The 25,481-nt window shown below is 64.2% G+C and carries 25 protein-coding genes and 1 tRNA gene; 22 read left to right on the top strand and 4 right to left on the bottom strand.

Annotated features, from left to right (window positions below; translation table 11 throughout):
- Window positions 1–279: 279 nt before the first annotated feature.
- On the top strand, window positions 280–810 hold the full coding sequence (locus CCUG20998_RS20385; RefSeq protein ID WP_036456206.1) for a PE family protein: 531 nt from the start codon (window positions 280–282) through the stop codon (window positions 808–810).
- 535 nt (window positions 811–1,345) lie between these two features.
- Here the strand turns inward: CCUG20998_RS20385 and CCUG20998_RS28220 are convergent.
- The 4 genes from CCUG20998_RS28220 to CCUG20998_RS20360 all read right to left on the bottom strand — a co-directional run bounded on the left by CCUG20998_RS28220 (window position 1,346) and on the right by CCUG20998_RS20360 (window position 3,545).
- Window positions 1,346–2,290, bottom strand: a complete 945-nt coding sequence (locus CCUG20998_RS28220) for a hypothetical protein (RefSeq protein ID WP_020730031.1) — start codon at window positions 2,288–2,290, stop codon at window positions 1,346–1,348.
- Entirely contained in the window at window positions 2,291–2,581 is a 291-nt protein-coding gene (locus CCUG20998_RS20370; protein WP_020730032.1) for a hypothetical protein, read from the bottom strand.
- A gap of 640 nt (window positions 2,582–3,221) precedes the next feature.
- Window positions 3,222–3,350, bottom strand: coding sequence for a hypothetical protein (locus CCUG20998_RS29010; protein ID WP_020730033.1), 129 nt, complete (start codon window positions 3,348–3,350; stop codon window positions 3,222–3,224).
- 119 nt (window positions 3,351–3,469) lie between these two features.
- Window positions 3,470–3,545: transfer RNA gene (locus CCUG20998_RS20360), tRNA-Arg, on the bottom strand.
- Between the two features lie 134 nt (window positions 3,546–3,679).
- Between CCUG20998_RS20360 and argS the strand changes: the two genes are divergently transcribed.
- From argS to CCUG20998_RS20250, 21 genes are all read left to right on the top strand, one after another.
- Entirely contained in the window at window positions 3,680–5,332 is a 1,653-nt protein-coding gene (gene argS / locus CCUG20998_RS20355) for an arginine--tRNA ligase (RefSeq protein WP_020730034.1), read from the top strand.
- An 80-nt stretch (window positions 5,333–5,412) separates the two neighbouring features.
- Window positions 5,413–6,747 carry a diaminopimelate decarboxylase gene (lysA, locus tag CCUG20998_RS20350; protein ID WP_231389775.1) on the top strand — a complete coding sequence of 445 codons (1,335 nt, stop codon included), beginning with the start codon at window positions 5,413–5,415 and terminating at the stop codon, window positions 6,745–6,747.
- A gap of 3 nt (window positions 6,748–6,750) precedes the next feature.
- Complete coding sequence (locus CCUG20998_RS20345; protein WP_020730035.1) at window positions 6,751–8,076, top strand: homoserine dehydrogenase; 1,326 nt, start codon at window positions 6,751–6,753, stop codon at window positions 8,074–8,076.
- The gene (gene thrC, locus CCUG20998_RS20340) at window positions 8,073–9,155 is read left to right on the top strand and encodes a threonine synthase (protein WP_012395683.1); all 1,083 of its coding nucleotides are present in this window, start codon (window positions 8,073–8,075) and stop codon (window positions 9,153–9,155) included. Before CCUG20998_RS20345 ends, thrC begins: the two co-directional genes overlap by 4 nt.
- 55 nt (window positions 9,156–9,210) lie before the next feature.
- Entirely contained in the window at window positions 9,211–10,155 is a 945-nt protein-coding gene (thrB, locus tag CCUG20998_RS20335) for a homoserine kinase (protein ID WP_020730036.1), read from the top strand.
- 266 nt (window positions 10,156–10,421) lie between these two features.
- Window positions 10,422–12,287 carry a transcription termination factor Rho gene (gene rho / locus CCUG20998_RS20325; RefSeq protein ID WP_020730037.1) on the top strand — a complete coding sequence of 622 codons (1,866 nt, stop codon included), beginning with the start codon at window positions 10,422–10,424 and terminating at the stop codon, window positions 12,285–12,287.
- Between the two features lie 191 nt (window positions 12,288–12,478).
- The gene (gene rpmE, locus CCUG20998_RS20320) at window positions 12,479–12,724 is read left to right on the top strand and encodes a 50S ribosomal protein L31 (protein ID WP_011741636.1); all 246 of its coding nucleotides are present in this window, start codon (window positions 12,479–12,481) and stop codon (window positions 12,722–12,724) included.
- A gap of 87 nt (window positions 12,725–12,811) precedes the next feature.
- Window positions 12,812–13,885: a peptide chain release factor 1 gene (prfA, locus tag CCUG20998_RS20315; RefSeq protein WP_020730038.1), complete on the top strand. Its 1,074-nt coding sequence runs from the start codon at window positions 12,812–12,814 to the stop codon at window positions 13,883–13,885.
- Complete coding sequence (prmC, locus tag CCUG20998_RS20310) at window positions 13,882–14,730, top strand: peptide chain release factor N(5)-glutamine methyltransferase (protein ID WP_020730039.1); 849 nt, start codon at window positions 13,882–13,884, stop codon at window positions 14,728–14,730. The genes prfA and prmC overlap by 4 nt, the downstream gene beginning before the upstream one ends.
- 52 nt (window positions 14,731–14,782) lie before the next feature.
- Window positions 14,783–15,433, top strand: coding sequence for an L-threonylcarbamoyladenylate synthase (locus CCUG20998_RS20305; protein ID WP_011741633.1), 651 nt, complete (start codon window positions 14,783–14,785; stop codon window positions 15,431–15,433).
- Between the two features lie 78 nt (window positions 15,434–15,511).
- Complete coding sequence (gene rfe, locus CCUG20998_RS20300; RefSeq protein WP_011741632.1) at window positions 15,512–16,693, top strand: UDP-N-acetylglucosamine--decaprenyl-phosphate N-acetylglucosaminephosphotransferase; 1,182 nt, start codon at window positions 15,512–15,514, stop codon at window positions 16,691–16,693.
- 250 nt (window positions 16,694–16,943) lie between these two features.
- Window positions 16,944–17,444: an ATP synthase subunit I gene (locus CCUG20998_RS20295; protein ID WP_036456208.1), complete on the top strand. Its 501-nt coding sequence runs from the start codon at window positions 16,944–16,946 to the stop codon at window positions 17,442–17,444.
- Entirely contained in the window at window positions 17,437–18,189 is a 753-nt protein-coding gene (atpB, locus tag CCUG20998_RS20290; protein ID WP_020730041.1) for a F0F1 ATP synthase subunit A, read from the top strand. Before CCUG20998_RS20295 ends, atpB begins: the two co-directional genes overlap by 8 nt.
- A gap of 90 nt (window positions 18,190–18,279) precedes the next feature.
- The gene (locus CCUG20998_RS20285) at window positions 18,280–18,525 is read left to right on the top strand and encodes a F0F1 ATP synthase subunit C (RefSeq protein ID WP_011741629.1); all 246 of its coding nucleotides are present in this window, start codon (window positions 18,280–18,282) and stop codon (window positions 18,523–18,525) included.
- 41 nt (window positions 18,526–18,566) lie between these two features.
- Entirely contained in the window at window positions 18,567–19,079 is a 513-nt protein-coding gene (locus tag CCUG20998_RS20280; protein WP_020730042.1) for a F0F1 ATP synthase subunit B, read from the top strand.
- A 6-nt stretch (window positions 19,080–19,085) separates the two neighbouring features.
- Complete coding sequence (locus tag CCUG20998_RS20275; RefSeq protein WP_020730043.1) at window positions 19,086–20,423, top strand: F0F1 ATP synthase subunit B/delta; 1,338 nt, start codon at window positions 19,086–19,088, stop codon at window positions 20,421–20,423.
- Window positions 20,424–20,484: 61 nt separating this feature from the next.
- Complete coding sequence (gene atpA / locus CCUG20998_RS20270) at window positions 20,485–22,134, top strand: F0F1 ATP synthase subunit alpha (protein ID WP_020730044.1); 1,650 nt, start codon at window positions 20,485–20,487, stop codon at window positions 22,132–22,134.
- A gap of 18 nt (window positions 22,135–22,152) precedes the next feature.
- Complete coding sequence (locus tag CCUG20998_RS20265; RefSeq protein ID WP_020730045.1) at window positions 22,153–23,067, top strand: F0F1 ATP synthase subunit gamma; 915 nt, start codon at window positions 22,153–22,155, stop codon at window positions 23,065–23,067.
- Between the two features lie 28 nt (window positions 23,068–23,095).
- Window positions 23,096–24,547, top strand: coding sequence for a F0F1 ATP synthase subunit beta (gene atpD, locus CCUG20998_RS20260; RefSeq protein ID WP_011741624.1), 1,452 nt, complete (start codon window positions 23,096–23,098; stop codon window positions 24,545–24,547).
- A gap of 36 nt (window positions 24,548–24,583) precedes the next feature.
- Window positions 24,584–24,949 (top strand): F0F1 ATP synthase subunit epsilon, encoded by a 366-nt coding sequence (locus CCUG20998_RS20255; protein ID WP_012395670.1) that lies wholly within the window; start codon window positions 24,584–24,586, stop codon window positions 24,947–24,949.
- A 7-nt stretch (window positions 24,950–24,956) separates the two neighbouring features.
- Entirely contained in the window at window positions 24,957–25,400 is a 444-nt protein-coding gene (locus CCUG20998_RS20250; RefSeq protein WP_103653987.1) for a DUF2550 domain-containing protein, read from the top strand.
- Window positions 25,401–25,481 lie beyond the last annotated feature (81 nt).

Genomic DNA, 25,481 nt, shown 5'->3' with positions numbered 1-25,481 from the left:
CCCTACGGATTTCAATATCAGGGGTGATGGCGGTCACGTGAGGCATCGTGCGAATGGCGTGTCTCAAGACTTCCGAATCGGGTCATTGCGTGACTGCCGGTGGGTGTCGAAGGCTCGCCTGGTTTTCACTGCCGTGATCGTCGAGGGCCACACCCAGTCCGAGGTGCCGGCCTGTCATCGGGCAGAAAAGTTTGCTACAAGGGCCTGCTGGGCTGCCGGCTTGGTGTGATATTGGCCCCTGGGCGATGGATCAAACCACGATTGGGTGGGAGGGCCGATATGTCAGATGTAATGGTGGCCCAGGAACTGGTGGCGGCCGCGGCCAACGATTACGCGAAGATTGGCGTGTTGCTGGGCGAGGCGCATGCGGCTGCGGCTGCCTCGACGGTCGAGTTGCTGCCCGCGGCCGCCGACGAAGTGTCGGCCGGCATCGCGCACCTGTTCTCCGAGCATGCCGAGGACTATCAGAAGGTGGCCAGCCAAGTGGCGGCTTTTCACGATCGGTTTGCCGCGCAGGTGAACGCCAGCGCCGGTGGGTATGCCAGCGCGGAGGCCGCCAACGCCGTCTCGTTGCAGGCTTTGTTCGATAACCCGCATCTTGTCGTGGTCGCCGCGGGAACCGCCGTCTCCAACGCTTTGTCCGGCCTGTCGGCGGGCGTTAAATCGGCTTGGGATCTGTTGTGGCGGTACGGCGGCCAGTATGTGGCAACCGCGTTGGCTCAGGTGGCGTCCAGTGCCCTATTTCTCTTGCTGATTGCGTTTGTCGGACTCTATTCGCTGGTGAATGGGCGTCCGTACGTGTTTATCTAGCCCGGCGCGTGCTGATGTCTCGAGACGGCTTCTGTGTCGTCGAATGTCAGGGTGGCGCCCGGTCCGCACCGGCCGCGGCAACAAAGTGTTCTCGGGTGCGGTCGCCGGTCGGGATAGCCTTCTGGCGCTGGGCCGACAGTGGGGCTCTCGTTGGGATACAGGAGTGATGGTGAGGTCCGCGGCGGGGGATGAATAGCGGATGTGAACTGCGGCGTTTGGGTGGTGCCCCGGGCAGGATTCGAGGATGCCGCCCTCCCCGGGTGGTGACCTGCTCTAGCTTGGGGAACTGTTACGTAGCTTCGAGTACACCGCTGTGGGTATTAGGACCAGAAGTACAAGGCTGCAAACAGTCCCCCACAGCGATCCCCGTATTGCGTTGGCGATTGCACTGACGGCCAGTAGAAGCCAGGCGACACCCATGATTGCGACGTAGCGACGCGCGTGCAGCACGCCTGGCCGAAGTCGGGCGAACCCTGCGATGGCGCTGGCTAGGCATGCGGCGACGACCGCGACTGCGATGACGAGGTATGTGGTGCTATTTGGTGGCACAGTTGACCAATCCTGCTCCTGATCCGGCAACGCCGAGTAGCGCCGCGCCGAGTAGCGCCCAGTCTGCGGGGCCAGCCGGAATCGCTATGGCGGTACCGAGCGCACCAGCCGATGATCCTGCGAAGCCGGTCACGGCCGCTGTCCATTCGGCGGAGTTGCACGGCTGGTGCATGGCTTCGTATGCGAGCCTGCGTGCTTCGACGGCGATCGGGTCGTCCGGGGGCCGGGAGGCCAACGCTTTGACCATGTTGTCGACCCATTGTTTCGTGGCGTCTGACATCGGTGCCGTGTCAGTGGGCGGCAGCAGCATGGAGCTGATCGGGTCGGGTGGTGATCCGGGCTTAGCCGGGGGCGGGGGCTGTGGGCCGTCGTGTTGCTCGGTGTTGTCGACCAACTGGATTCCGTTGCCGTTGTGCGCCGGTTTAAAGGTGGCGTTGCCGACGTTGCCTGCGGTGGCGGTGAGTTGGCCCGCAACTTTTTGGTCGGCACCCTCTAATTGCGCAGCGCGGGAACATATTTCGCTGGCCATCTGTTCGGCTCGTGCTTGGCGGGCGGCCTGTTCTGCGGCTGTGCCGCCATGGTCAGTGTAGGAGACAGAGAGGTCTTCGCCGACATCGAATCCCGCGTTCTGTGCATCTTGAACGGCGTAGAGGGCGCTTCGTTGGGCTGCGCTGATGTCACTGGCACCGGTACGCGCGACCTTGGCTGCATGGCGTAGCTGGTCGGCCTTGCCGCTGACGACGGATAGGTCGGCGCCGGTGCGTCGTCGTAGTGCATCGCCGCCGGCGCCGTGCCAGGTGACGGATTGCGCCTGGTTGCGCATCGTAAAAAAGGCGTCTTCCCAACGGTCGGCGGTTTGTGTCCAGTAGGTGGCCGCGTCGATGAGGTGCTCAGTGGACCATGTCTGGATTTGTGACAACGTTGCTGGCATCTAGACCACCGTCACCCCTGTGATGGCGCCCATCTCGGCGGCTGAAGCGGCTTCTTGGGCGGTATATCCGCCGCTAGCCGCGGTTACCCCGCTGGCCGTTGTCTGCGTCCGCGCGGTAAAGGCCGCTGCGGCAACGTCGATCGCGGCGTTGACGGCGTTCACCGCCGCTGTGGTGGCCTGGAATGGTTGCCCCGATGTCGGCGGCGTCCCGACGAGTTGGGAGCTGAGCGCCGACCATTGGGCGGCCGTAGCTGCCAGCTCGGCGGGAACTACCTGCAATCCCTGTCCCATAGCCACCGAAGTCTAGGCGTTTACCCCGTGGGTCGATATTCACCGCGCGGTGCGGTGGCGTGCCTTGGCCCCAGTCTGTTTAGTGAGTGGCGTTGGTTGTGATCATTCAGCCAATGCGTTGTCCCGTGCCGCAGCGTTGCCGTGATCTGCGTTGTTGTCGGTGAACTGCGCTTCGCACACGCTGCAAGCAGGCTTGTGCCCCACGACACTGGGACAGTTGCGTCGTTGTCGCAGGGGTCGTCGTTCGCCCAGGCCAACGCGGGCCCGTCATGCGCCTGGTGGGCAGCACGTCAGTGGGGTTAATAGCCGCCCCGACTGTTGTGTCCGGAGTGTTTTGTCGGTCACCGGGCTAGCTCCGCGAGCTGCCCGAACAGGGCGTGGGGCCAGCCGACGATGGCCGGGTCGAACGCGGCCGGGTCAGCGTGCAGCAGCACCCACGCCGCGCCCGTGATTGGCGGCTACGGCGAACGCCGCCCATCCGCGGCGGGGCACGGCGCACTTCCCGCGGGGTGGCGGTCTTTCGCGGCGTCGATCGCTTCGTGACGACCGTCAACCGATGGTGTGGGCACGTAGCCGTTGAGGCGGTCAATCAGGTTCGCGGTTGTCCCAGCGGCCGCGAGGATGCCGCCGTACTCGTCCGCTAGGCCAAGTCGTAGCCGCCGGACACCGAGCACACCAGGGCGGCGCAACGGCTCGCGTGCCGTAGGTGCTGCGGAGCGTTGTTGAGCGCGGTGTGCGCCTCGGTCGGGGTGGTGGTGTTGTGCGTCATTGGAGCCTTCCGCCAGTGCTGCACTTGCTGATACCAGACGGATTGGATTCCGAAGTGCACGCCGGGGCATTCGATGTTTAGGCGGGTGGCCGAAAACGGCTTCTAGCTGCCTAAGCCCGTGGTGCCCCCGGCAGGATTCGAACCTGCGGCCTTCTGCTCCGGAGGCAGACGCTCTATCCCCTGAGCTACGGGGGCGCATCGACTGCATATTGCTTCGCGCTGCGCCATAGGGCATGAACAAGCTCCGCCAGACTAGCGCATCGCGGTGACTGCGTTGCCACCGCTATGGATTCGGGGTGCGAGCACCTCAGACCATAGGATGGACGATCGTGACCCCCGCCGACCTGGCTGAGCTGCTCAAAACCACCGCTACCGCGGTGTTGAGCGAACATGCCCTCGACACGTCTGCTCTGCCTCAGACCGTCGTGGTGGAGCGGCCGCGCAATCCCGAGCACGGCGACTACGCCAGCAATGTGGCCCTGCAACTCGCCAAGAAGGTCGGTGCCAACCCCCGTGAGCTGGCCGGATGGATCGCCGAGGCGCTGACGAAGGCCGACGGCATCGCGTCTGCCGAGGTGGCCGGACCGGGCTTCATCAACCTGCGCCTCGAGACCTCGGCGCAGGCCAAGATCGTCAACGCGATCATCGACGCCGGTTCGGGCTTCGGGCACTCCGAGCTGATGGCCGCGCACAAGGTCAACCTGGAATTCGTCTCGGCCAACCCGACCGGACCCATCCACATCGGGGGGACCCGCTGGGCCGCAGTTGGCGACGCCCTGGGCCGGCTGCTGTCCACGCAGGGCGCCGACGTGGTGCGCGAATACTACTTCAACGACCACGGCGCCCAGATCGACCGATTCGCCAACTCCCTGATTGCCGCCGCCAAGGGTGAGTCGACTCCCGACGATGGCTACGCGGGTACCTACATCAACGACATCGCCGCACGGGTGCTGCAAAAGGCACCCGACGCGCTGAGCCTGCCCGACGCCCAGATGCACGAGACGTTCCGCGAGATCGGCGTCGACCTGATGTTCAGTCACATCAAAGAGTCCCTGCACGAGTTCGGCACGGATTTCGACGTCTATACCCACGAAGACTCGATGCACAGCACGGGGCGGGTTGATCAGGCCGTCGCGCGGCTGCGCGAGACCGGCAACATCTACGAAAAAGATGGCGCAACGTGGTTGCGCAGCAGTTCTTTTGGTGACGACAAGGACCGTGTCGTGATCAAGAGTGACGGCAAGCCGGCCTATATCGCCGGTGACCTCGCGTATTACCTGGACAAGCGGGAACGTGGCTTCGATCTGTGCATCTACATGCTCGGCGCCGATCACCACGGCTACATCGCCCGGCTCAAGGCCGCCGCAGCTGCCTTCGGCGAGGACCCGGCCACCGTCGAAGTGCTGATCGGACAGATGGTCAACCTGGTCCGTGACGGTCAGCCGGTCCGGATGAGCAAGCGCGCCGGCACCGTGATCACCCTCGACGATCTGGTCGAGGCGATCGGCGTGGACGCGGCGCGCTACAGCCTGATCCGCTCCTCGGTGGACACTCCCATCGACATCGACCTGGCGCTGTGGTCCTCGGCGTCGAATGAGAACCCGGTCTACTACGTGCAATACGCGCATGCCCGGCTCTCGGCGCTGGCCCGCAACGCGGCCGAACTCGGGTTGATCCCGGACACCGACCATCTCGAGCTGCTCAGCCACGAGAAGGAGGGCGTGCTGCTGCGCACCCTCGGTGATTTCCCGCGGATGCTCAAGACCGCTGCCGCACTGCGGGAGCCGCACCGGGTGTGCCGCTACCTGGAGGACCTGGCCGGTGACTACCACCGGTTCTACGATTCCTGCCGGGTCTTGCCGCAGGGCGACGAGGAGCCCACGCAGCTGCATACCGCGCGCTTGGCCCTGTGCCAGGCCACGCGGCAAGTCATCGCCAACGGTCTGGGAATTCTCGGAGTGACTGCCCCGGAGAGAATGTGAACGTCCACCCAGCCGGCCCCCGGCACGCCGAAGAGAGCCGCCACCCGGAAAGCCCGCAGCGGCCGCAGTCTGCCGAAGAGCTGTTGTACCTGGCGCCGAATGTCTGGCCGCGTAACACAACCCGTGATGAACAGGGTTGTGCCCGGATTGCCGGGGTACCGCTTACCGAGCTGGCCCGGGAATACGGGACGCCGCTGTTTGTCATCGATGAAGACGACTTTCGCTCGCGGTGCCAAGAGATCGCGGCGGCATTCGGCGGTGGCCACAACGTCAACTACGCGGCCAAGGCCTTCCTGTGCAGCGAGATCGCGCGCTGGGTGAACGAAGAGGGACTCTCGATCGACGTATCCACCGGTGGAGAGCTGGCAGTCGCACTGCACGCCAATTTTCCGCCGGAGCGGATTACCCTGCACGGCAACAACAAGTCGGTCGCAGAGTTGACGACCGCGGTCAAGGCCGGCGTCGGTCACATCGTGCTGGACTCGATGATCGAGATCGAGCGTCTCGACGCCATCGCGGGTGAGGCGGGCATCGTCCAGGACGTCTTTGTTCGTCTCACCGTCGGGGTCGAGGCGCACACCCACGAGTTCATCTCCACCGCGCACGAAGACCAGAAGTTCGGGCTCTCGATCTCCAGCGGCGCGGCGATGGCAGCGGTGCGCCGGGTCTTTGCGACCGACCACTTGCGGCTGGTCGGACTGCACAGCCACATCGGTTCCCAGATCTTCGATGTGGATGGTTTTGAACTGGCCGCCCACCGTGTCATCGGCCTGCTGCGCGAGGTGGTCGCTGAATTCGGTTCGGAAAAGACCGCGCAGCTTGCGACGGTCGATCTTGGCGGCGGCCTGGGTATCTCGTATCTGTCATCCGACGACCCGCCGCCGGTAGGGGAGTTGGCCGACAAGCTGGGCGCGATCGTGAGCAATGAGTCGGCGGCCGTGGGCCTGCCCGCGCCCAGGCTGGTGGTCGAGCCCGGACGCGCTATCGCCGGACCGGGCACCATCACGCTGTACGAAGTCGGCACGGTCAAGGACGTTGACGTGAGCGCCACGGCGAACCGGCGCTACGTCAGCGTGGATGGCGGCATGAGTGACAACATCCGCACCGCGCTCTATGACGCTCAGTACGACGTCCGGTTGGTCTCGCGTGTCAGTGATGCGCCGGCGACGCTGGCTCGCGTGGTCGGAAAACACTGTGAAAGTGGCGATATCATCGTGCGTGACACGTGGGTGCCCGACGACCTGCAGCCGGGCGATTTGGTGGCCGTGGCTGCGACCGGTGCCTACTGCTATTCGCTGTCAAGTCGTTACAACATGATTGGCCGTCCCGCGGTGGTGGCGGTGCGCGCGGGTAAGGCGCGTCTGGTCCTGCGCCGTGAGACGGTTGATGATCTTTTGAGTCTGGAGGTGAGGTAACCCGTGTCCGGTGACGTAAAGCCGGTCGGTGTAGCGGTGCTCGGATTGGGCAACGTTGGTAGCGAAGTTGTCCGCATCATCGAGGAAAGCGCTGATGATCTCGCGGCCCGTGTCGGCGCCCCACTGGTGCTGCGCGGCGTCGGAGTGCGTCGAGTTGCGGACGACCGCGGTGTACCCATCGACCTACTGACCGACGACATTGAGAAGCTCGTTTCGCGTGAGGACGTCGACATCGTCGTCGAAGTGATGGGTCCGGTGGAGCCGTCACGCAAGGCGATCCTGACCGCGCTCGAGCACGGCAAATCCGTCGTGACCGCCAACAAGGCGTTGCTGTCCACCTCTACTGGTGAACTGGCGCAGGCGGCCGAAAGCGCACATGTCGATCTCTATTTCGAAGCCGCGGTGGCCGGCGCCATTCCCGTCATCCGTCCGTTGACCCAGTCGCTGGCCGGCGACACGGTGTTGCGGGTGGCCGGCATCGTCAACGGCACCACCAACTACATCCTGTCCGAAATGGACAGCACCGGGGCCGAGTACGCGAAAGCGCTGGCCGATGCGGGCGCGCTCGGCTATGCCGAAGCCGATCCCACCGCAGATGTCGAGGGCTTTGATGCCGCGGCCAAAGCCGCGATCCTGGCCTCGATCGCGTTCCATACCCGGGTGACCGCGGATGACGTCTACCGCGAGGGCATCACCAAGATCACGCCCGCGGACTTCGCCTCGGCCCGCGCTCTGGGCTGCACCATCAAGCTGCTGTCGATTTGTGAGCGCCTCACCACTGACGAAGGTCAGCAACGGGTCTCGGCCCGGGTGTATCCGGCGTTGGTGCCGCTGTCGCACCCGTTGGCCACGGTCAACGGTGCGTTCAATGCCGTGGTGGTCGAGGCCGAGGCCGCTGGGCGATTGATGTTCTACGGTCAGGGCGCCGGTGGGGCGCCAACCGCCTCGGCGGTGACCGGCGACCTGGTGATGGCCGCGCGCAACCGGGTCCTCGGTAGCCGTGGCCCACGCGAATCCAAATATGCTCAACTACCGGTGGCACCAATGGGTTTCATCTCTACGCGCTATTACGTCAGCATGAATGTCGCCGATAAGGCGGGTGTGTTGTCGGCGGTAGCGGCCGAGTTCGCCAAGCGCGACGTAAGCATCGCCGAGGTGCGTCAAGAAGGGGTCGTGGACCAAGACGGCCAACGCATCGGGGCCCGGATCGTGGTGGTCACCCACCTGGCTACCGATGCCGCACTTTCGGAAACCGTTGAAGCGCTTGCGGACTTGGACGTCGTCGAAAATGTGGCCAGCGTGCTGCGACTGGAAGGCAACGACCTGTGAGCGCCTCGCCGACCGCGGTCCACAAGCCCTGGCCCGGTTTGATCGCGGCGTACCGGGACCGCCTCCCGGTGGCCGATGACTGGGCTCCTGTCACCCTGCTCGAGGGCGGTACTCCGCTGATCGCGGCTCCGAGGCTCTCCAAGCAGACCGGGTGCACGATCCACCTCAAGGTCGAGGGCCTCAACCCCACCGGATCCTTCAAGGACCGGGGCATGACCATGGCGGTGACCGACGCGCTGGCGCGTGGGCAACAGGCCGTGTTGTGCGCATCGACCGGGAACACGTCGGCGTCGGCGGCGGCCTACGCCGCCCGCGCTGGGATCACCTGTGCGGTGCTGATCCCGCAGGGCAAGATTGCGATGGGCAAGCTGGCTCAGGCGGTCATGCACGGGGCCAAGATCATCCAGATTGACGGCAACTTCGACGACTGTCTGGAACTGGCGCGCAAGATGGCTGCCGACTTCCCGACCATCTCATTGGTCAACTCCGTGAACCCGGTGCGTATCGAGGGCCAGAAGACCGCGGCGTTCGAGATCGTCGACGCGCTGGGCGTCGCACCGGATGTGCACGCACTTCCAGTCGGTAACGCGGGCAACATCACCGCGTACTGGAAGGGATACACCGAGTATCACCGAGACGGCATTATCGAGAAGTTGCCTCGCATGCTGGGCACCCAAGCCGCGGGTGCGGCGCCGTTGGTTCTCGGCGAACCGGTGAACCACCCGGAGACCATCGCCACCGCGATTCGCATTGGCTCGCCGGCGTCGTGGACGTCGGCCGTGGAGGCGCAGCAGCAGTCCAAGGGGCGCTTCCTGGCGGCGACTGATGAGGAAATCCTTGCCGCCTATCACCTGGTCGCGCGCGCCGAGGGGGTGTTCGTCGAGCCCGCCTCGGCGGCCAGCATCGCCGGTCTGCTCAAGGCCATCGACGACGGGTGGGTGGCCCGCGGGTCAACCGTGGTGTGCACGGTCACCGGCAACGGCCTGAAGGACCCCGACACCGCGCTCAAAGACATGCCGAAGGTGTCTCCGGTACCCGTTGACCCAGTCGCGGTGGTTGAGAAGCTGGGGTTGGCGTAGTGGTGATCGCCAGCGCGGCGCAGCCGGGCGCAGCGCAGTTTGCTGAGGCCTGTCGGTGACACAGGTATTGCCCTCGGGTCTGGTGGCGAGTGCCGTCGTAGCGGCATCAAGTGCCAACCTCGGCCCGGGGTTCGACAGTCTCGGCCTCGCATTGAGTCTCTACGACGAAATCGTGCTTGAGACAACCGATTCCGGGTTGGAAGTGGTGGTCGAAGGCGAGGGGGCCGGCCAGGTTCCGCTCAACTCTGAACACTTGGTTGTGCGCGCCATCCAGCACGGGCTGCGAGCCGTGGGTGTTACCGCGGCTGGCCTAATTGTGCGCTGCCGCAATGATATTCCGCATTCCCGTGGTCTCGGATCGTCCGCGTCGGCGGTAGTTGGTGGCCTCGCCGCCGTCAACGGCCTTGTCTCACAAGCTGGTTGGGTGCCATTGAGCGACCAGCAGCTGATCCAGCTGTCTTCGGAATTTGAAGGCCACCCCGACAACGCCGCGGCCGCTGTGCTCGGCGGTGCGGTGGTTTCTTGGATTGAGCGTTGCGGTGACCGTGCCGACTACTCGGCCGTGCAGCTAGATCTTCACCCCGATATTCACTTGTTCTCGGCGATTCCCGAGGTGCGCTCCTCGACCGCGGAGACTCGGGTGCTGCTGCCTGACCTGGTCAGCCATGACGATGCGCGATTCAACATCAGCCGCGCCGCATTGCTCGTGGTTGCCCTCACCCAACGGCCCGATTTGTTGATGGCGGCCACCGAAGACGTCCTCCATCAGCCCCAGCGTGCCTCGGCAATGCCGGCCTCGGCGGAATATTTGCAGCTGTTGCGGCGTCATAAAGTGGCAGCGACTCTTTCCGGGGCTGGACCGGCGCTGATTGCGTTGAGCACCGACCCGGACTTGCCCCCGGAAGCGGTCGAGTACGGTGCCGCAAATGGATTCACAATTACCGCGATGACCGCGGGTGACAGGGTCCGGTGGAAGCCCGGAGTGGCATTCGGCGACTGATTGACAACTTGCGGGGGGTTTGCTTGCTTCCGGCCAGGAAGCGGGCTATCCTCGGAGCCGTCCAGCAATCGCAGCATCTGCTTCTGCACACATACTGCCTTGCAGCTAGGGCACCACCAATTCTTCTCGGGGACGAGGTTCGCCGTATTCGCCGCAGATCCTGGCGACCACCGTTGGGGAGTCGATGATTGGGCGCACTCGGCAATTTGGCTGAATGCAACGAACCCTCGTATGACGTAATCAAGCGGGGGAAAGAAAGGAATTCCGTGACTGATACGGACCTCATCACGGCTGGCGAAAGCACCGACGCTGATAAGAAGTCGGATTCCGTGACAAAAGACAGTTCCGACCTCAATACTGCTGCGCCGACCGGCGCGCTGGCCACCATGGTGCTGCCCGAACTGCGTGCGCTGGCCAACCAAGTTGGTGTCAAGGGGACGTCGGGCATGCGTAAGAACGAGCTGATCGCCGCGATCCAAGAATTTCGGGACCGCGCCAACGGCACGCCCGCGGCCGCCGAGCCGACCTCGGATTCCGGCGAACAGAAGTCCTCGGCGAGTCCCGAGGCCCCGGCGGTCGACGAGGCCACCAAAGACGCTCCTCAACAGGAGCAAAACGCCTCATCTGACGCCACGGTGCGCCGCGAGCGGCGCAGATCCTCGCGTGACTCGGGAACGTCGTCACGTGACGGCGCCGACTCGGCTGGCGAAAGCACAGATAGACGAGGGAAACGGGCCGCCGGCGGCGATGCCGACAACAATCAGAAGGCGCCGGAAAAGAATCCAGAAGACGCCAAGACTGACGGGGGAGCAGCGGAGTCGGGCGGTGACCAAGGCACCGGCCAGCAGGGCTCGGGTGGCCAGCAATCGCGCGGCGAAGACGATGGCGAAGGGCGGCAGGGCCGGCGAGGACGCCGATTCCGCGACCGCCGGCGTCGTGGGGAGCGCTCGGGTGACGGTTCCGACTCCGAGTTGCGTGAGGATGACGTCGTCCAGCCGGTCGCCGGCATTCTTGACGTGCTCGACAACTACGCCTTTGTGCGTACCTCCGGCTACCTTGCCGGCCCGCACGACGTCTACGTGTCGATGAACATGGTGCGCAAGAACGGCCTGCGCCGCGGCGACGCGGTCACCGGCGCCGTTCGGGTTCCGCGCGAAGGCGAGCAGCCCAACCAGCGGCAGAAATTCAACCCGCTGGTGCGGTTGGACAGCGTCAACGGGGGATCGGTCGAAGACGCCAAGAAGCGGCCCGAATTCGGCAAGCTGACGCCGCTCTACCCCAACCAGCGTCTTCGCTTGGAAACCACCCCAGAGCGGCTGACCACACGGGTCATCGATCTGATCATGCCGATTGGCAAGGGCCAGCGCGCGCTGATCGTCTCGCCCCCCAAGGCCGGTAAGACGACGATCCTGCAGGACATCGCCAACGCCATTACCAAGAACAATCCGGAATGCCACCTCATGGTCGTGCTCGTCGACGAGCGGCCCGAGGAGGTCACCGACATGACGCGTTCGGTCAAGGGTGAGGTCATCGCCTCAACGTTCGACCGACCGCCATCCGACCACACGTCGGTCGCGGAGCTGGCCATCGAGCGTGCCAAGCGCCTCGTGGAGCAGGGCAAAGACGTCGTGGTGCTGCTGGACTCCATCACCCGGTTGGGGCGTGCCTACAACAACGCGTCACCGGCATCGGGCCGGATCCTGTCCGGTGGTGTCGACTCCACCGCGCTGTACCCGCCCAAGCGATTCCTGGGCGCGGCACGCAACATCGAAGAAGGCGGCTCGCTGACCATCATCGCGACCGCGATGGTCGAGACTGGCTCCACCGGTGACACCGTCATCTTCGAAGAGTTCAAGGGCACCGGCAACGCCGAGCTCAAGCTGGACCGCAAGATCGCCGAACGGCGCGTCTTCCCCGCGGTCGACGTAAACCCGTCGGGTACCCGTAAAGATGAGCTGCTGCTCTCACCTGACGAGTTCGCCATCGTCCACAAGCTGCGTCGCGTGCTGTCCGGCCTGGATTCCCACCAGGCCATCGACCTGCTGATGTCGCAGCTGCGGAAGACCAAGAACAACTACGAGTTCCTCGTGCAGGTCTCCAAGACCACACCAGGAAATATGGACAACGACTAGAGCAATACACCGGCTGCGGGTGCCAGGGAATGCGCGCGCAGATCTCGGTGTTTGGGGTGATGGTGGTTGACCTGGCATAATCGAGGCTCGACCACCCAGAACCGCCTCAGGTTCTTGAGTCAAGCCTGACCGCCGCTTGAACATCGGGGAGCACCGGAGGCCACGAGCGGCTGACGATCGAAGAGGACAGCATGAAATCTGACATTCATCCCACCTACGAGGAGACCACTGTGGTCTGCGGGTGCGGAAACACGTTCCAGACGCGGAGCACCAAGCAGGGCGGCCGTATCGTGGCCGAGGTTTGCTCGCAGTGCCATCCGTTCTACACCGGCAAGCAGAAGATCCTCGACAGCGGTGGTCGGGTTGCCCGCTTCGAGCGTCGCTACGGCAAGCGCAAGGCCGGAGCCGACAAGGACCAGGCGGCGGCCGACAAGTAGCTGGATTACCGACGCCCGAACTGTGCATGAGCAGCACAGGCCGGGCGTCGGTTCGTGTTTGCGGTAAGAGCTGGCAGGAGGTGTGAGATGGCAGCGCCGGTGCAGACGATTGACGTCCTGCTCGCCGAACACGCAGACCTTGAGCGCGCGTTGGCGGATCCAGAACTGCACAGCAGGCCCGACGAGGCGCGCAAAGCCGGACGTCGGTTTGCCCGCTTGGCACCGATCGTGGCCACCTACCGCAAGCTGGTAGCCGCGCGCGAAGATCTGGAGACCGCGCACGAATTGGCGGCCACCGACGAGTCGTTTGCCGCCGAAGCCGCCGAACTGGAGGCCCGGGTCGCCGAACTGGACTCGCAGCTCACCGACATGTTGGCGCCGCGCGACCCGCATGACGCCGACGACATCGTGCTCGAAGTCAAGTCTGGCGAGGGTGGCGAAGAATCGGCGCTATTCGCTGCCGACCTGGCCAGAATGTATATCCGCTATGCCGAACGCCACGGCTGGACCGTGACGGTGCTCGGGGAGACCACCTCGGATCTGGGCGGCTACAAGGACGCGACGCTGGCCATCGCAAGCAAGGGCGACACGGCCGACGGCGTGTGGTCGCGGATGAAGTTCGAGGGCGGGGTGCACCGGGTGCAGCGGGTCCCGGTAACCGAATCTCAAGGTCGCGTGCATACCTCGGCGGCCGGCGTACTTGTCTACCCCGAGCCCGAGGAAGTCGGCGAGGTGCAGATCGACGAGTCGGACCTGCGCATCGACGTCTACCGGTCGTCGGGCAAGGGCGGCCAGGGGGTCAACACCACCGACTCCGCGGTGCGGATTACCCACCTGCCCACCGGGATCGTGGTCACCTGCCAAAACGAACGCTCGCAGCTGCAGAACAAGATCCGTGCCATGCAGGTGCTCGGGGCTCGTCTGCAGGCGATCGCCGAAGAGCAGGCGATGGCTGACGCCTCGGCGGATCGGGCCAGCCAGATACGAACCGTGGACCGTAGCGAACGCATCCGCACCTACAACTTCCCCGAGAACCGGATCACCGATCACCGAATCGGCTACAAGTCCCACAACCTCGACCAGGTCCTCGATGGCGATCTGGACGCTCTATTCGACGCACTGGCTGCCGCTGACAAACAGGCCCGGCTGCAGCAGTCATGACCTCGCTGCGCCACGCGATCGACTCCGCTGCGGCGCTTCTTGCCGAAGCCGGGATCGACTCTGCACGTGGTGATGCCGAATGGTTGGCCGCTCACCTGACCGGCACCGACCGCGGTCTGCTGTACCTGCCTGGCGATCCGCTTGATACCGATGCTCTCGGTCAGTACCAAGACATGGTGACCGCCCGATCACGCAGGGTGCCGTTGCAGCATCTCATCGGCACGGTGCAGTTTGGGCCGGTGGAGTTGCAGGTCGGTCCGGGTGTCTTCGTGCCGCGCCCAGAGACCGAGGCAGTGTTGGAATGGGCTGGTGCACAACAGCTTTCCGAAGACCCCGTCATTGTTGACCTGTGTACCGGATCCGGCGCGTTGGCAGTCGCGTTGGCCAACCGTTGGCCCGCGGCGCGGATTCTTGGCGTCGACGATTCGGCCGCTGCGCTCGAGTACGCACACCGCAATTCCGTGGGCACCAAGGTGGAACTGGTGCGAGCCGATGTCACCACTCCGGGGCTGATGCCCGAACTCGATGGACAGGTCGACCTCGTGGTGGCCAACCCGCCATACATTCCCGACGGCGCTGTTCTGGAACCTGAAGTAGCACAGCATGATCCGCATCGTGCGCTGTTTGGAGGGCCGAACGGGATGGCGGTGATACCCCACGTCGTACGGCTGGCCGGCCGTTGGTTGCGTCCCGGCGGGCGGTTCGCCGTCGAACACGACGACACCACCGCGCGGCAGACCGTTGAATGTATCGAAAGCGCAGGCGTTTTCGAGGACATCGTGGCTCGGCAAGATCTGGCCGGACGGCCAAGGTTCGTGACCGCCGTCAAGAGGCTGGTTCGGTGACAGCTGCGGTGAGGATGCGGGGCGAAGCGAATGCGAAGGAGGGCCAGCGCCCATGAGTGAGGTGTTCGACTGCGCCGACCCCGACCAGCGTTCCAACGGGATCGCTTCTGCGGCAGGGGCGCTCAAAGCCGGTCGGCTGGTCGTAATGCCGACGGACACCGTCTATGGGATCGGTGCCGACGCATTCGACAGTGCCGCGGTGAACGCGCTGCTGTCAGCCAAGGGGCGCGGGCGCGATATGCCGGTGGGCGTGCTGGTGGGCTCCTGGCACACCATCGAGGGGCTGGTTTTCTCGATGCCCGCTGGAGCGCGTGAACTGATCCGTGCATTCTGGCCGGGCGCCTTGAGCCTGGTTGTGGTGCAAGCGCCGTCCCTGCAGTGGGACCTCGGCAACGCGCACGGCACCGTGATGCTGCGCATGCCGTTGCACCCGGTGGCCATCGAGTTGTTGCGCCAGGTGGGCCCCATGGCGGTTTCCAGCGCCAACGTCTCGGGGCAGCCGCCGGCGGTCGACGTCGCGGATGCACGTAATCAGTTCGGCGATCTGGTCGACGTCTACCTGGATGGTGGTCCCGCGGCGCAGCAGGCCGCCTCGACGATCGTCGACCTCACCGGGGCCCCGCGCATCCTGCGTCCGGGACCGGTCAGCGCCGAGCGGATCGCTGACGTGCTCGGAGTGGACGCGACAACGCTGACCGCATAGCACCGTCGTGGTGGCTGCCGCTGGGCGCTGCGGCCGGGCGCGGCTATTCGGGTTCTCAGGTTGGTGAAGTAGGGTCTCGTGGTGTCCAGCGTTGCCGACGGCTTGCTCGCCCTTTCGGTTCGCAGCGCCGGTGTCCCGCTGCGTGAGCTTGCGCTCGTCGGGTTAACCGCAGCGATCATCACGTATTTCGCGACCGGGCCGGTTCGCGTCTTGGCGACTCGCCTGGGCGCGGTCGCCTACCCGCGCGAACGCGACGTCCACGTGACACCCACCCCTCGCATGGGTGGGCTGGCGATGTTCCTCGGGGTGCTCGCCGCGGTCTTTCTCGCCTCCCAACTTCCCGCCCTCACCCGCGGGTTCGTCTATTCGACCGGCATGCCCGCGGTGCTCGTCGCGGGTGCGGTGATCATGGGTATCGGTCTGATCGATGACAGGTGGGGTCTGGATGCCCTGACGAAGTTTGCCGGTCAGATCACCGCAGCTAGCGTGCTGGTCACCATGGGCGTCGCCTGGAGCGTGCTCTACATCCCGCTGGGTGGTGTCGGGACCATCGTCTTGGACCAAGCCTCGTCCATTTTGCTCACCCTCGCGTTGACCGTGTCCATCGTCAACGCCATGAACTTCGTCGACGGACTCGATGGGCTGGCGGCTGGGCTGGGCCTCATCACGGCCTTGGCGATCTGCACCTTCTCGGTGGGGTTGCTTCGTGACCATGGCGGCGACGTACTGTTCTATCCGCCAGCGGTGATCTCGGTGGTGCTCGCAGGGGCCTGTCTCGGGTTCTTGCCGCACAATTTCCACCGAGCCAAGATCTTCATGGGCGATTCCGGTTCGATGCTGGTCGGGTTGATGCTGGCCGCGGCCTCCACCACCGCCGCGGGGCCCATCTCCCAGAACGCCTACGGGGCCCGGGACGTGTTTGCCCTGCTATCGCCGTTCTTGCTGGTGGTGGCGGTGATGTTCGTGCCGATGCTGGACCTGTTACTGGCAATCGTGCGCCGCACCCGCGCCGGACGAAGCGCATTCAGCCCCGACAAGATGCATCTTCACCACCGCTTGCTGCAGATCGGCCATTCGCATCGCCGGGTCGTGCTGCTCATCTACCTATGGGTGGGCATCGTCGCCTTCGGGGCGGCCAGCACGATCTTCGTGGACCCTCGCCACACCGCGGCGGTGATGCTCGGCGCACTGGTAGTCGCCGGGGTTGTGACAGCGATCCCGTTGCTGCGTCGTCGCGACGACTACTACGACCCGGACTAGGGCACGTCTACGACAGGCGGTAGTAGTGGCATCTACCTTGTGGTACGGTCCTGGTAGAGCCCCGAAATAAACCTCGTGGGTTGCCGGCCCCCCGGCCCGGCGGATGCCTATCTGACCGCGCCAGTTAACGACCGACACAGGGAGCTACCCCTTGGGTGAAACCAGCCCAACCGTTGCGATACGCTCGGCGGGCCACCGATCAGTCGATCGGGCGGTTTCCGCTCCACTAACCGGGGATTGAGGTGCTGCAGTGACAACACCAGCGCAGGACGCGCCGTTGGTGTTTCCCTCTGTTGCTTTCCGTCCGGTTCGTCTATTGGTGATCAGCCTTGGACTCACCGCGGTTGCCACTGTGGTCGCCGGACTCGTCGGTCACCTGATGGTCGGAGTGTTTCTCGGCATTGGGCTGCTGCTCGGTTTGCTCAACGCCCTGTTGGTCCGGCGATCGGTGGAGTCGATCACCGGCCGGGACCACCCGCTGAAAAGGTCGATGGCACTCAACTCGGCCGCTCGGGTCGCGGTCATTACCATCATGGCGCTGATCATCGCGTATATTTTCCGGCCGGCCGGACTTGGCGTGGTGTTCGGGTTGGCGCTCTTCCAGCTGCTGCTGGTGGCATCCACGGCACTGCCGGTCTGGAAGAAGCTACGTACCGGGGACTTTGCGGCCGACGATGCGGAGAACCAGCCCGTCGGCTCGGACAGTGGCGTTTTCAAGGGATCGGAAGGGAGTACCGCCAGCGATGACTGAGTCGATCCTGGCTGCCCAGATTGAGGTCGGCGAGCACCACACCGCGACCTGGCTGGGCATGACCGTCAACACCGACACGGTGCTGTCGACGGCGATCGCCGCGCTCATTGTGCTCGCGTTGGCGTTCTACCTGCGCTCCAAGGTCACCTCGACCGCGGTGCCCGGTGGGGTGCAGCTGTTCTTCGAAGCGATCACCATCCAGATGCGCGGCCAGGTCGAAAGCGCAATCGGGATGCGGATCGCGCCCTTTGTGCTGCCGCTCGCGGTAACCATCTTCGTCTTCATCTTGATCTCGAACTGGCTGTCAGTCCTCCCGGTGCAGTACACCGACGAACACGGGCAGACCACCGAGTTGCTCAAGCCCGCGGCCGCAGACATCAACTACGTGCTGGCGCTGGCGCTGTTCGTCTTCGTCTGCTACCACGCGGCCGGCTTCTGGCGTCGCGGCATCGTCGGCCACCCCATCAAGCTGCTCAAGGGGCACGTGGCAATCCTGGCGCCGATCAACCTCGTCGAAGAAATCGCCAAGCCGATCTCGCTGTCGCTGCGTCTTTTCGGCAATATCTTTGCCGGCGGAATTTTGGTCGCGCTCATCGCGCTCTTCCCGCCCTACATCATGTGGGCACCGAATGCAATCTGGAAGTCCTTTGACTTGTTCGTCGGCGCGATCCAGGCCTTCATTTTCGCGCTGTTGACGATCTTGTACTTCAGCCAAGCAATGGAGCTAGAAGAGGACCACCACTAATACTGCGAGAAACTGCCTAGAAAATCCCGACCCCATACCAGTACCGGAACCTGGTAAACCGCTACCAGAGTTATCAAGGAGGATAAAGTAATGGACCCCACTATCGCTGCCGGCGCCCTCATCGGCGGTGGACTCATCATGGCTGGTGGCGCGATCGGCGCCGGTATCGGTGACGGTATCGCCGGTAACGCTCTGATCTCCGGCGTTGCCCGCCAACCCGAGGCGCAGGGACGGCTGTTCACGCCGTTCTTCATCACCGTCGGTCTGGTTGAGGCCGCCTACTTTATCAACCTGGCGTTCATGGCGCTGTTCGTCTTCGCCACGCCCGTTAAGTAATTCGGCAGCTGTAACCGTTGAAATGGTTGTGATGGGTAGTAATGGATGACGTGAACTCTATTGTCCTGGCTGCGGGCCAGGCAGCAGAGGAAGGCGGCACAAACAACTTCCTCGTTCCCAACGGGACGTTTTTCTTCGTGCTGGCCATCTTCTTGGTGGTGCTTGCGGTCATCGGCACATTTGTCGTACCGCCGATCCTGAAGGTGTTGCGTGAACGCGACGCCATGGTTGCCAAGACGCTGGCCGACAACAAGAAATCGGCCGAGCAGTTCACGGCCGCCCAGGCGGACTACGAGGCAGCCATGGCCGAAGCCCGGGTACAGGCGTCGTCCTATCGGGACAACGCCCGGGCCGAGGGTCGTAAGGTCGTCGAGGATGCGCGTGCCCACGCTGAACAGGAAGTGGCATCGACATTGCAGCAGGCCAACGAGCAACTGAAGCGCGAGAGGGACGCTGTGGAACTGGATTTGCGTGCCAACGTGGGAACAATGTCGGCGACGCTGGCCAGCCGGATCGTCGGTGTCGACGTGACTACTCCAGCTGCGACGGGGTAGCAAACCATGTCGACATTCATCGGACAGCTAGTTGGTTTCGCGGCCATCGTTTTTCTGGTGTGGCGTTACGTCGTGCCGCCCGTGCGGCGCATGATGGCAGCCCGCCAGGACACGGTTCGGCAGCAACTGGCAGACGCGGCTACCGCCGCCGAGCGGCTCACGGAGTCGACCACCGCGCACAGTAAAGCGGTGGAGGCCGCCAAGGCGGAGGCTGAGCAGGTCGTCGAAGAGGCCAAGGAAGATGCCAAGCGCATCACGGCGCAGATGCAGACCCAGGCGGGTGTCGAAGCCGAACGGATCAAGGTCCAAGGTTCTCGTCAGGTCGAGCTGCTCCGAACTCAGCTGACCCGTCAGCTGCGCTTGGAGCTGGGCCACGAATCAGTCCGCCAGGCAAGCGAATTGGTGCGCAATTACGTTGCCGACCCGGCGCAGCAGGCGGCCACGGTCGACCGCTTCCTCGACGAGCTCGACGCGATGGCGCCGGCAGCGGCAGAAGTCGAGCGTCCGGTGGCGGCCAAGATGCGGTCGGCCAGCCGGCGGGCGCTGGGCAGCTTGGTCGACAAGGGCGCCGGTTTGGCCAAGGGCCTGGACAATGCGGCACTTTCCGCTCTGGCCAGCGACCTCGTGTCGGTAGCCCAACTGCTACAACGCGAAGTCACCGTCACCCGCTACCTCACGGTGCCCGCCGAAGACGCAGCACCCAGGATTCGGCTGTTGGAGCGGCTGATATCCGGCCAGGTCGGCAATCCCGCGCTGGATGTACTGCGAGCCGCCGTCACGGAGCGGTGGTCGGCAAGCTCCGATCTGATCGACGCCATCGAGCACGTGTCTCGGCAGGCCCTTCTGGAAGTCGCCGAGCGTGACGGACAGGTCGACGAGGTCGAGGACCAGCTGTTCCGGTTCTCCCGCATCTTGGACGCGCAACCGCGCCTCTCCATCTTGCTCGGCGACTATGTGGTTCCGGCCGAGGGCCGAGTTGGATTGCTGCGCAAAGTCCTCGACAGCGCGGGCGACATCAGTCCGATTGCAGTCGCATTGCTGTCCCAGACGGTCGAACTCCTGCGAGGTCAGCCGGCCGAGGACGCCGTGCTGCTGTTGGCCGAGGTGGCCGTGGCCCGCCGCGGGGAAGTTGTCGCACAAGTCAGCGCGGCCGCCGAGCTCAGCGATTCGCAGCGCACCCGCGTTACTGAGGTGCTGAGTCGCATCTACGGTCACCCCGTGACCGTGCAGCTCCAAACGGATCCCACGTTGTTGGGGGGTCTGTCGATTGCCGTGGGTGACGAAGTGATCGACGGAACGCTCTCGTCGCGTTTGACCGCTGCCGAGGCTCAGTTGCCTGATTGATGACGAAGCCCGACTGAACACGAACCAGCCAGCACAACCCAAAAGTAGGAAGACAGCAGCCATGGCCGAGTTGACAATCTCCGCTAATGACATTCAGAGCGCGGTCGAAGAGTACGTAGGCTCCTTCACCGCGGATACCTCCCGCGAGGAAGTCGGCACCGTTGTCGACGCCGGGGACGGTATCGCGCACGTCGAAGGTTTACCGTCCGTGATGACGCAGGAGCTGCTCGAGTTCCCCGGCGGTGTGCTCGGCGTGGCCCTCAACCTCGACGAACACAGTGTTGGCGCGGTGATCCTGGGTAACTTCGAGAAGATCGAAGAAGGCCAGCAGGTCAAGCGCACCGGCGAGGTGTTGTCGGTTCCCGTCGGCGACGCCTTCTTGGGGCGGGTGGTCAACCCGCTCGGACAGCCGATCGATGGCCGGGGAGACATCGAGGCCGAGACGCGGCGGGCCCTCGAGTTGCAAGCACCGTCGGTGGTTCAGCGTCAAAGCGTCAAGGAACCGCTGCAGACCGGCATCAAGGCGATCGACGCCATGACCCCGATCGGCCGCGGTCAGCGTCAGCTGATCATCGGCGACCGCAAGACCGGCAAGACCGCGGTCTGCGTCGACACCATCCTCAACCAGCGCCAGAACTGGGAGACCGGTGATCCCAAGAAGCAGGTGCGCTGCGTATACGTGGCCATCGGGCAGAAGGGCACCACGATCGCTTCGGTGCGGCGCGCCCTGGAAGAGGGCGGCGCGATGGACTACACGACCATCGTCGCGGCCCCCGCGTCGGACTCCGCCGGCTTCAAATGGCTTGCCCCTTACACTGGTTCGGCCGTCGCTCAGCACTGGATGTACGCCGGTAAGCACGTCCTGATCGTCTTCGACGATCTGACTAAGCAGGCCGAGGCATACCGGGCGATCTCGCTGCTGCTGCGCCGTCCGCCTGGCCGTGAGGCATATCCGGGCGACGTGTTCTATCTGCACTCGCGGCTCCTGGAGCGCTGCGCAAAGCTGTCCGACGAACTCGGTGGCGGCTCGTTGACCGGTCTTCCGATCATCGAGACCAAGGCCAACGACATCTCGGCCTACATCCCGACCAACGTCATTTCGATTACGGACGGGCAGTGCTTCCTCGAGACCGATCTGTTCAACCAGGGCGTTCGCCCGGCCATCAACGTCGGCGTCTCGGTGTCCCGAGTCGGTGGTGCGGCACAGATCAAGGCAATGAAAGAGGTGGCGGGAAGCCTCCGTCTGGACCTGTCGCAGTACCGCGAGCTGGAAGCCTTTGCCGCTTTCGCCTCCGACCTTGACGCCACGTCGAAGGCACAGCTGGACCGCGGTGCCCGGCTGGTAGAGCTGCTCAAGCAGCCGCAGTACCAGCCGATGCCCGTCGAAGAGCAGGTCGTTTCCATCTTCCTGGGCACCGGCGGTCACCTGGACTCGGTGCCCGTCGAGGACGTCCGGCGTTTCGAAACCGAACTGCTGGACCACATTCGGGCCTCCGAAGAGACACTGCTGAGCACCATCCGTGACACGCAGAAGCTCACCGAGGAAACTGAGGAAGCACTGACGAAAGTGATCAACCACTTCAAGAAGGGCTTCGCGTCGTCCAGTGGTGAATCCGTGGTCCCCGACGAGCATGTCGAGGCCATGGATGAGGGAGAGCTGGGCAAAGAATCGGTGAAGGTCAAGAAGCCCGCGCCGCAGAAGAAGAAATAGCACACATAGGTATATGAGATGGCTGCCACACTTCGCGAACTGCGCGGACGGATCCGCTCGGCCGGATCGATCAAGAAGATCACCAAGGCTCAGGAGCTGATCGCGACGTCGCGCATCGCCAGGGCGCAGGCTCGACTCGAGTCCGCCCGGCCCTACGCCGACCAGATCACTCAGATGCTCACCACCCTGGCTGCGGACGCTGCTCTCGACCATCCCTTGTTGGTTGAGCACCCGGAGCCGAAGCGGGCGGGGGTTTTGGTGGTGTCCTCTGACCGCGGTCTATGCGGTGCGTACAACGCCAATGTCTTCCGGCGTTCCGAGGAACTCTTCTCACTTCTGCGTGAGGAGGGCAAGCAACCGGTTCTCTACGTTGTGGGCCGCAAGGCGTTGGCTTACTACACATTCCGCAATTGGGACATCGCCCAATCGTGGACGGGTTTCTCCGAGCAGCCGAAGTACGAGAATGCCGCGGAGATCGCTTCCACGCTGGTAGATGCGTTCATGCTGGGCGCTGGCGAAGGCGAGGACTTGCAGTCCGACAACGAGCAGAGCGTTGACGAACTGCACATCGTGTTCACCGAGTTCAAATCGATGCTGTCGCAGTCGACCGAGGCACGCCGGATGGCACCCATGGTCGTGGAGTACGTCGAGGAAACCGGCCCGAGGACGCTCTACTCATTTGAACCGGATGCGACCACGCTGTTCGAGTCTCTTTTGCCGAGGTATCTGACTACCCGCGTGTATGCGGCAATGCTCGAATCTGCGGCATCGGAGCTAGCGTCGCGTCAGCGGGCGATGAAGTCGGCGACCGATAACGCCGACGACCTGATCAAGGCGCTGACACTGATGGCAAACCGGGAGCGCCAGGCCCAGATCACCCAGGAGATTAGCGAAATCGTCGGTGGCGCAAACGCGCTGGCGGACGCTCGCTAGACAGGCCCACGAGGAAGCGAAGAAAGATATGACTGTTACAGCCGAAAAGACTGACAAGTCTGCAAGTTCAGAGACCAGCGGCCGCGTGGTGCGGGTCACCGGGCCGGTCGTCGACGTCGAGTTCCCCCGCGGTTCTGTTCCCGAGCTGTTTAACGCTCTGCATGCGAAGATCGACTTCGGGTCGCTCGCAAAAACCCTCACGTTGGAGGTGGCGCAGCACCTCGGCGACAGCTTGGTGCGCACGATCTCGCTGCAACCCACCGACGGCCTGGTCCGTGGTACGGAGGTCACTGACACGGGCCGACCGATCTCGGTTCCAGTCGGTGAGAGTGTCAAGGGTCACGTTTTCAACGCGCTCGGGGACTGCTTGGATGAACCCGGCTACGGAGAAGACTTCGAGCACTGGTCGATTCACCGCAAGCCGCCGGCCTTCGAGGACCTCGAGCCTCGCACCGAGATGCTCGAGACCGGCCTGAAGGTCGTCGACCTGCTGACTCCATATGTGCGTGGTGGCAAGATCGCGCTGTTCGGCGGTGCCGGCGTGGGCAAGACGGTGCTGATCCAGGAGATGATCAACCGTATCGCTCGTAACTTCGGTGGTACGTCGGTGTTCGCCGGCGTGGGGGAGCGCACCCGTGAGGGCAACGACCTGTGGGTCGAGCTCCAGGAAGCCAACGTGCTAAAGGACACCGCGCTGGTGTTCGGCCAGATGGACGAGCCGCCCGGCACCCGTATGCGCGTTGCGCTGTCCGCGCTGACCATGGCGGAGTGGTTCCGCGATGAGGCCGGCCAGGACGTGCTGCTGTTCATCGACAACATCTTCCGGTTCACCCAGGCCGGCTCGGAGGTGTCCACACTGCTGGGCCGCATGCCGTCAGCCGTGGGTTACCAGCCCACGCTGGCTGACGAGATGGGCGAGCTGCAGGAGCGAATCACTTCGACGCGGGGACGCTCGATTACGTCGATGCAGGCCGTCTATGTGCCCGCCGACGACTACACCGACCCGGCGCCGGCCACCACGTTCGCGCACCTGGACGCCACCACCGAGCTCTCGCGTGCGGTGTTCTCCAAGGGCATCTTCCCCGCGGTGGACCCGCTGGCATCCAGCTCGACCATCCTGGACCCCGGTGTGGTTGGTGACGAGCACTATCGGGTGGCGCAGGAAGTCATCCGAATCCTGCAGCGCTACAAGGACCTTCAGGACATCATTGCGATTCTGGGTATCGACGAGCTGTCCGAAGAGGACAAGCAGCTGGTCAACCGGGCCCGCCGGATCGAGCGGTTCCTGTCCCAGAACATGATGGCGGCCGAGCAGTTCACTGGTCAGCCGGGTTCGACGGTGCCGGTCAAGGAGACCATCGAGGCGTTTGACCGGTTGTGCAAGGGCGAGTTCGACCACGTGCCTGAGCAGGCGTTCTTCCTCATCGGTGGGCTCGACGACTTGGCTAAGAAGGCCGAGAGCCTCGGCGCCAAACTGTAGTGGCTGGTCTCCTGCTAAGTCGAAAGGTGGTGTGACATGGCCGAATTGAACGTCGAGATCGTTGCTGTTGATCGGAAGATCTGGTCGGGCGCGGGAACGTTTCTTTTCACCCGCACTACCGTCGGTGAGATCGGAATTCTCCCGAACCATATCCCGTTGGTGGCCCAGTTGGTCGACGACGCGATGGTGCGCGTTGAACGCGACGGCGACAAGGATCTGCGGATCGCAGTGGACGGTGGCTTCATGTCGGTGACGGACGCCGGGGTCAGCATTCTGGCTGAATCCGCGGAGTTCGAGTCCGAGATCGATGAGGCTGTGGCGAGGCAGGACTCCGAATCCGACGATCCCCGTACCGCCGCCAGGGGTCGCGCTAGATTGCGCGCCGTCGGCGCGATCGACTAACAGCCCGGTGAGCGCGCCCATGGTCGGCATGGTCGTGCTGGTTGTCCTGTTGGGTATGGCGGTGCTTGCGCTGAGCTACCGGTTATGGAAGCTGCGCCAGGGCGGCACCGCCGGGATCATGCGTGATATCCCGGCTATCGGAGGGCACGGGTGGCGTCACGGCGTCATCCGCTACCGCGGCGGCGAAGCGCGGTTCTACCGCTTGTCGAGTTTGCGCTTATGGCCAGATCGGCGGCTCAGCCGACGAGGTGTCGAGATCATCGCTCGGCGGGGACCCCGCGGCGACGAGTATGACATCATGACCGACAAGATCGTGGTTCTCGAACTGCGCGACAGCAGCCAGGACCGCAGACCCGGCTCCGAACTCGCGCTCGATCAGGGTGCGTTGACCGCATTTCTGTCTTGGCTCGAGTCTCGTCCTTCGCCTCGTGCCCAAAAGCGAAGCCGCTGACGGCTCTCGTTCGCGCGGTAAGTAGCGGCCCGAACAGTGGCTGCTCGACGCGCCGGTCGGCAGTTCCTGTTGGAGCGCTTA

It is taken from the genome of Mycobacterium marinum (assembly GCF_003391395.1).
In the GTDB taxonomy this organism is placed as follows: Bacteria; Actinomycetota; Actinomycetes; order Mycobacteriales; family Mycobacteriaceae; genus Mycobacterium; species Mycobacterium marinum.
Note: the sequence above shows the minus strand (reverse complement) of the source record. Positions and strands in the feature narration are given on the sequence as shown.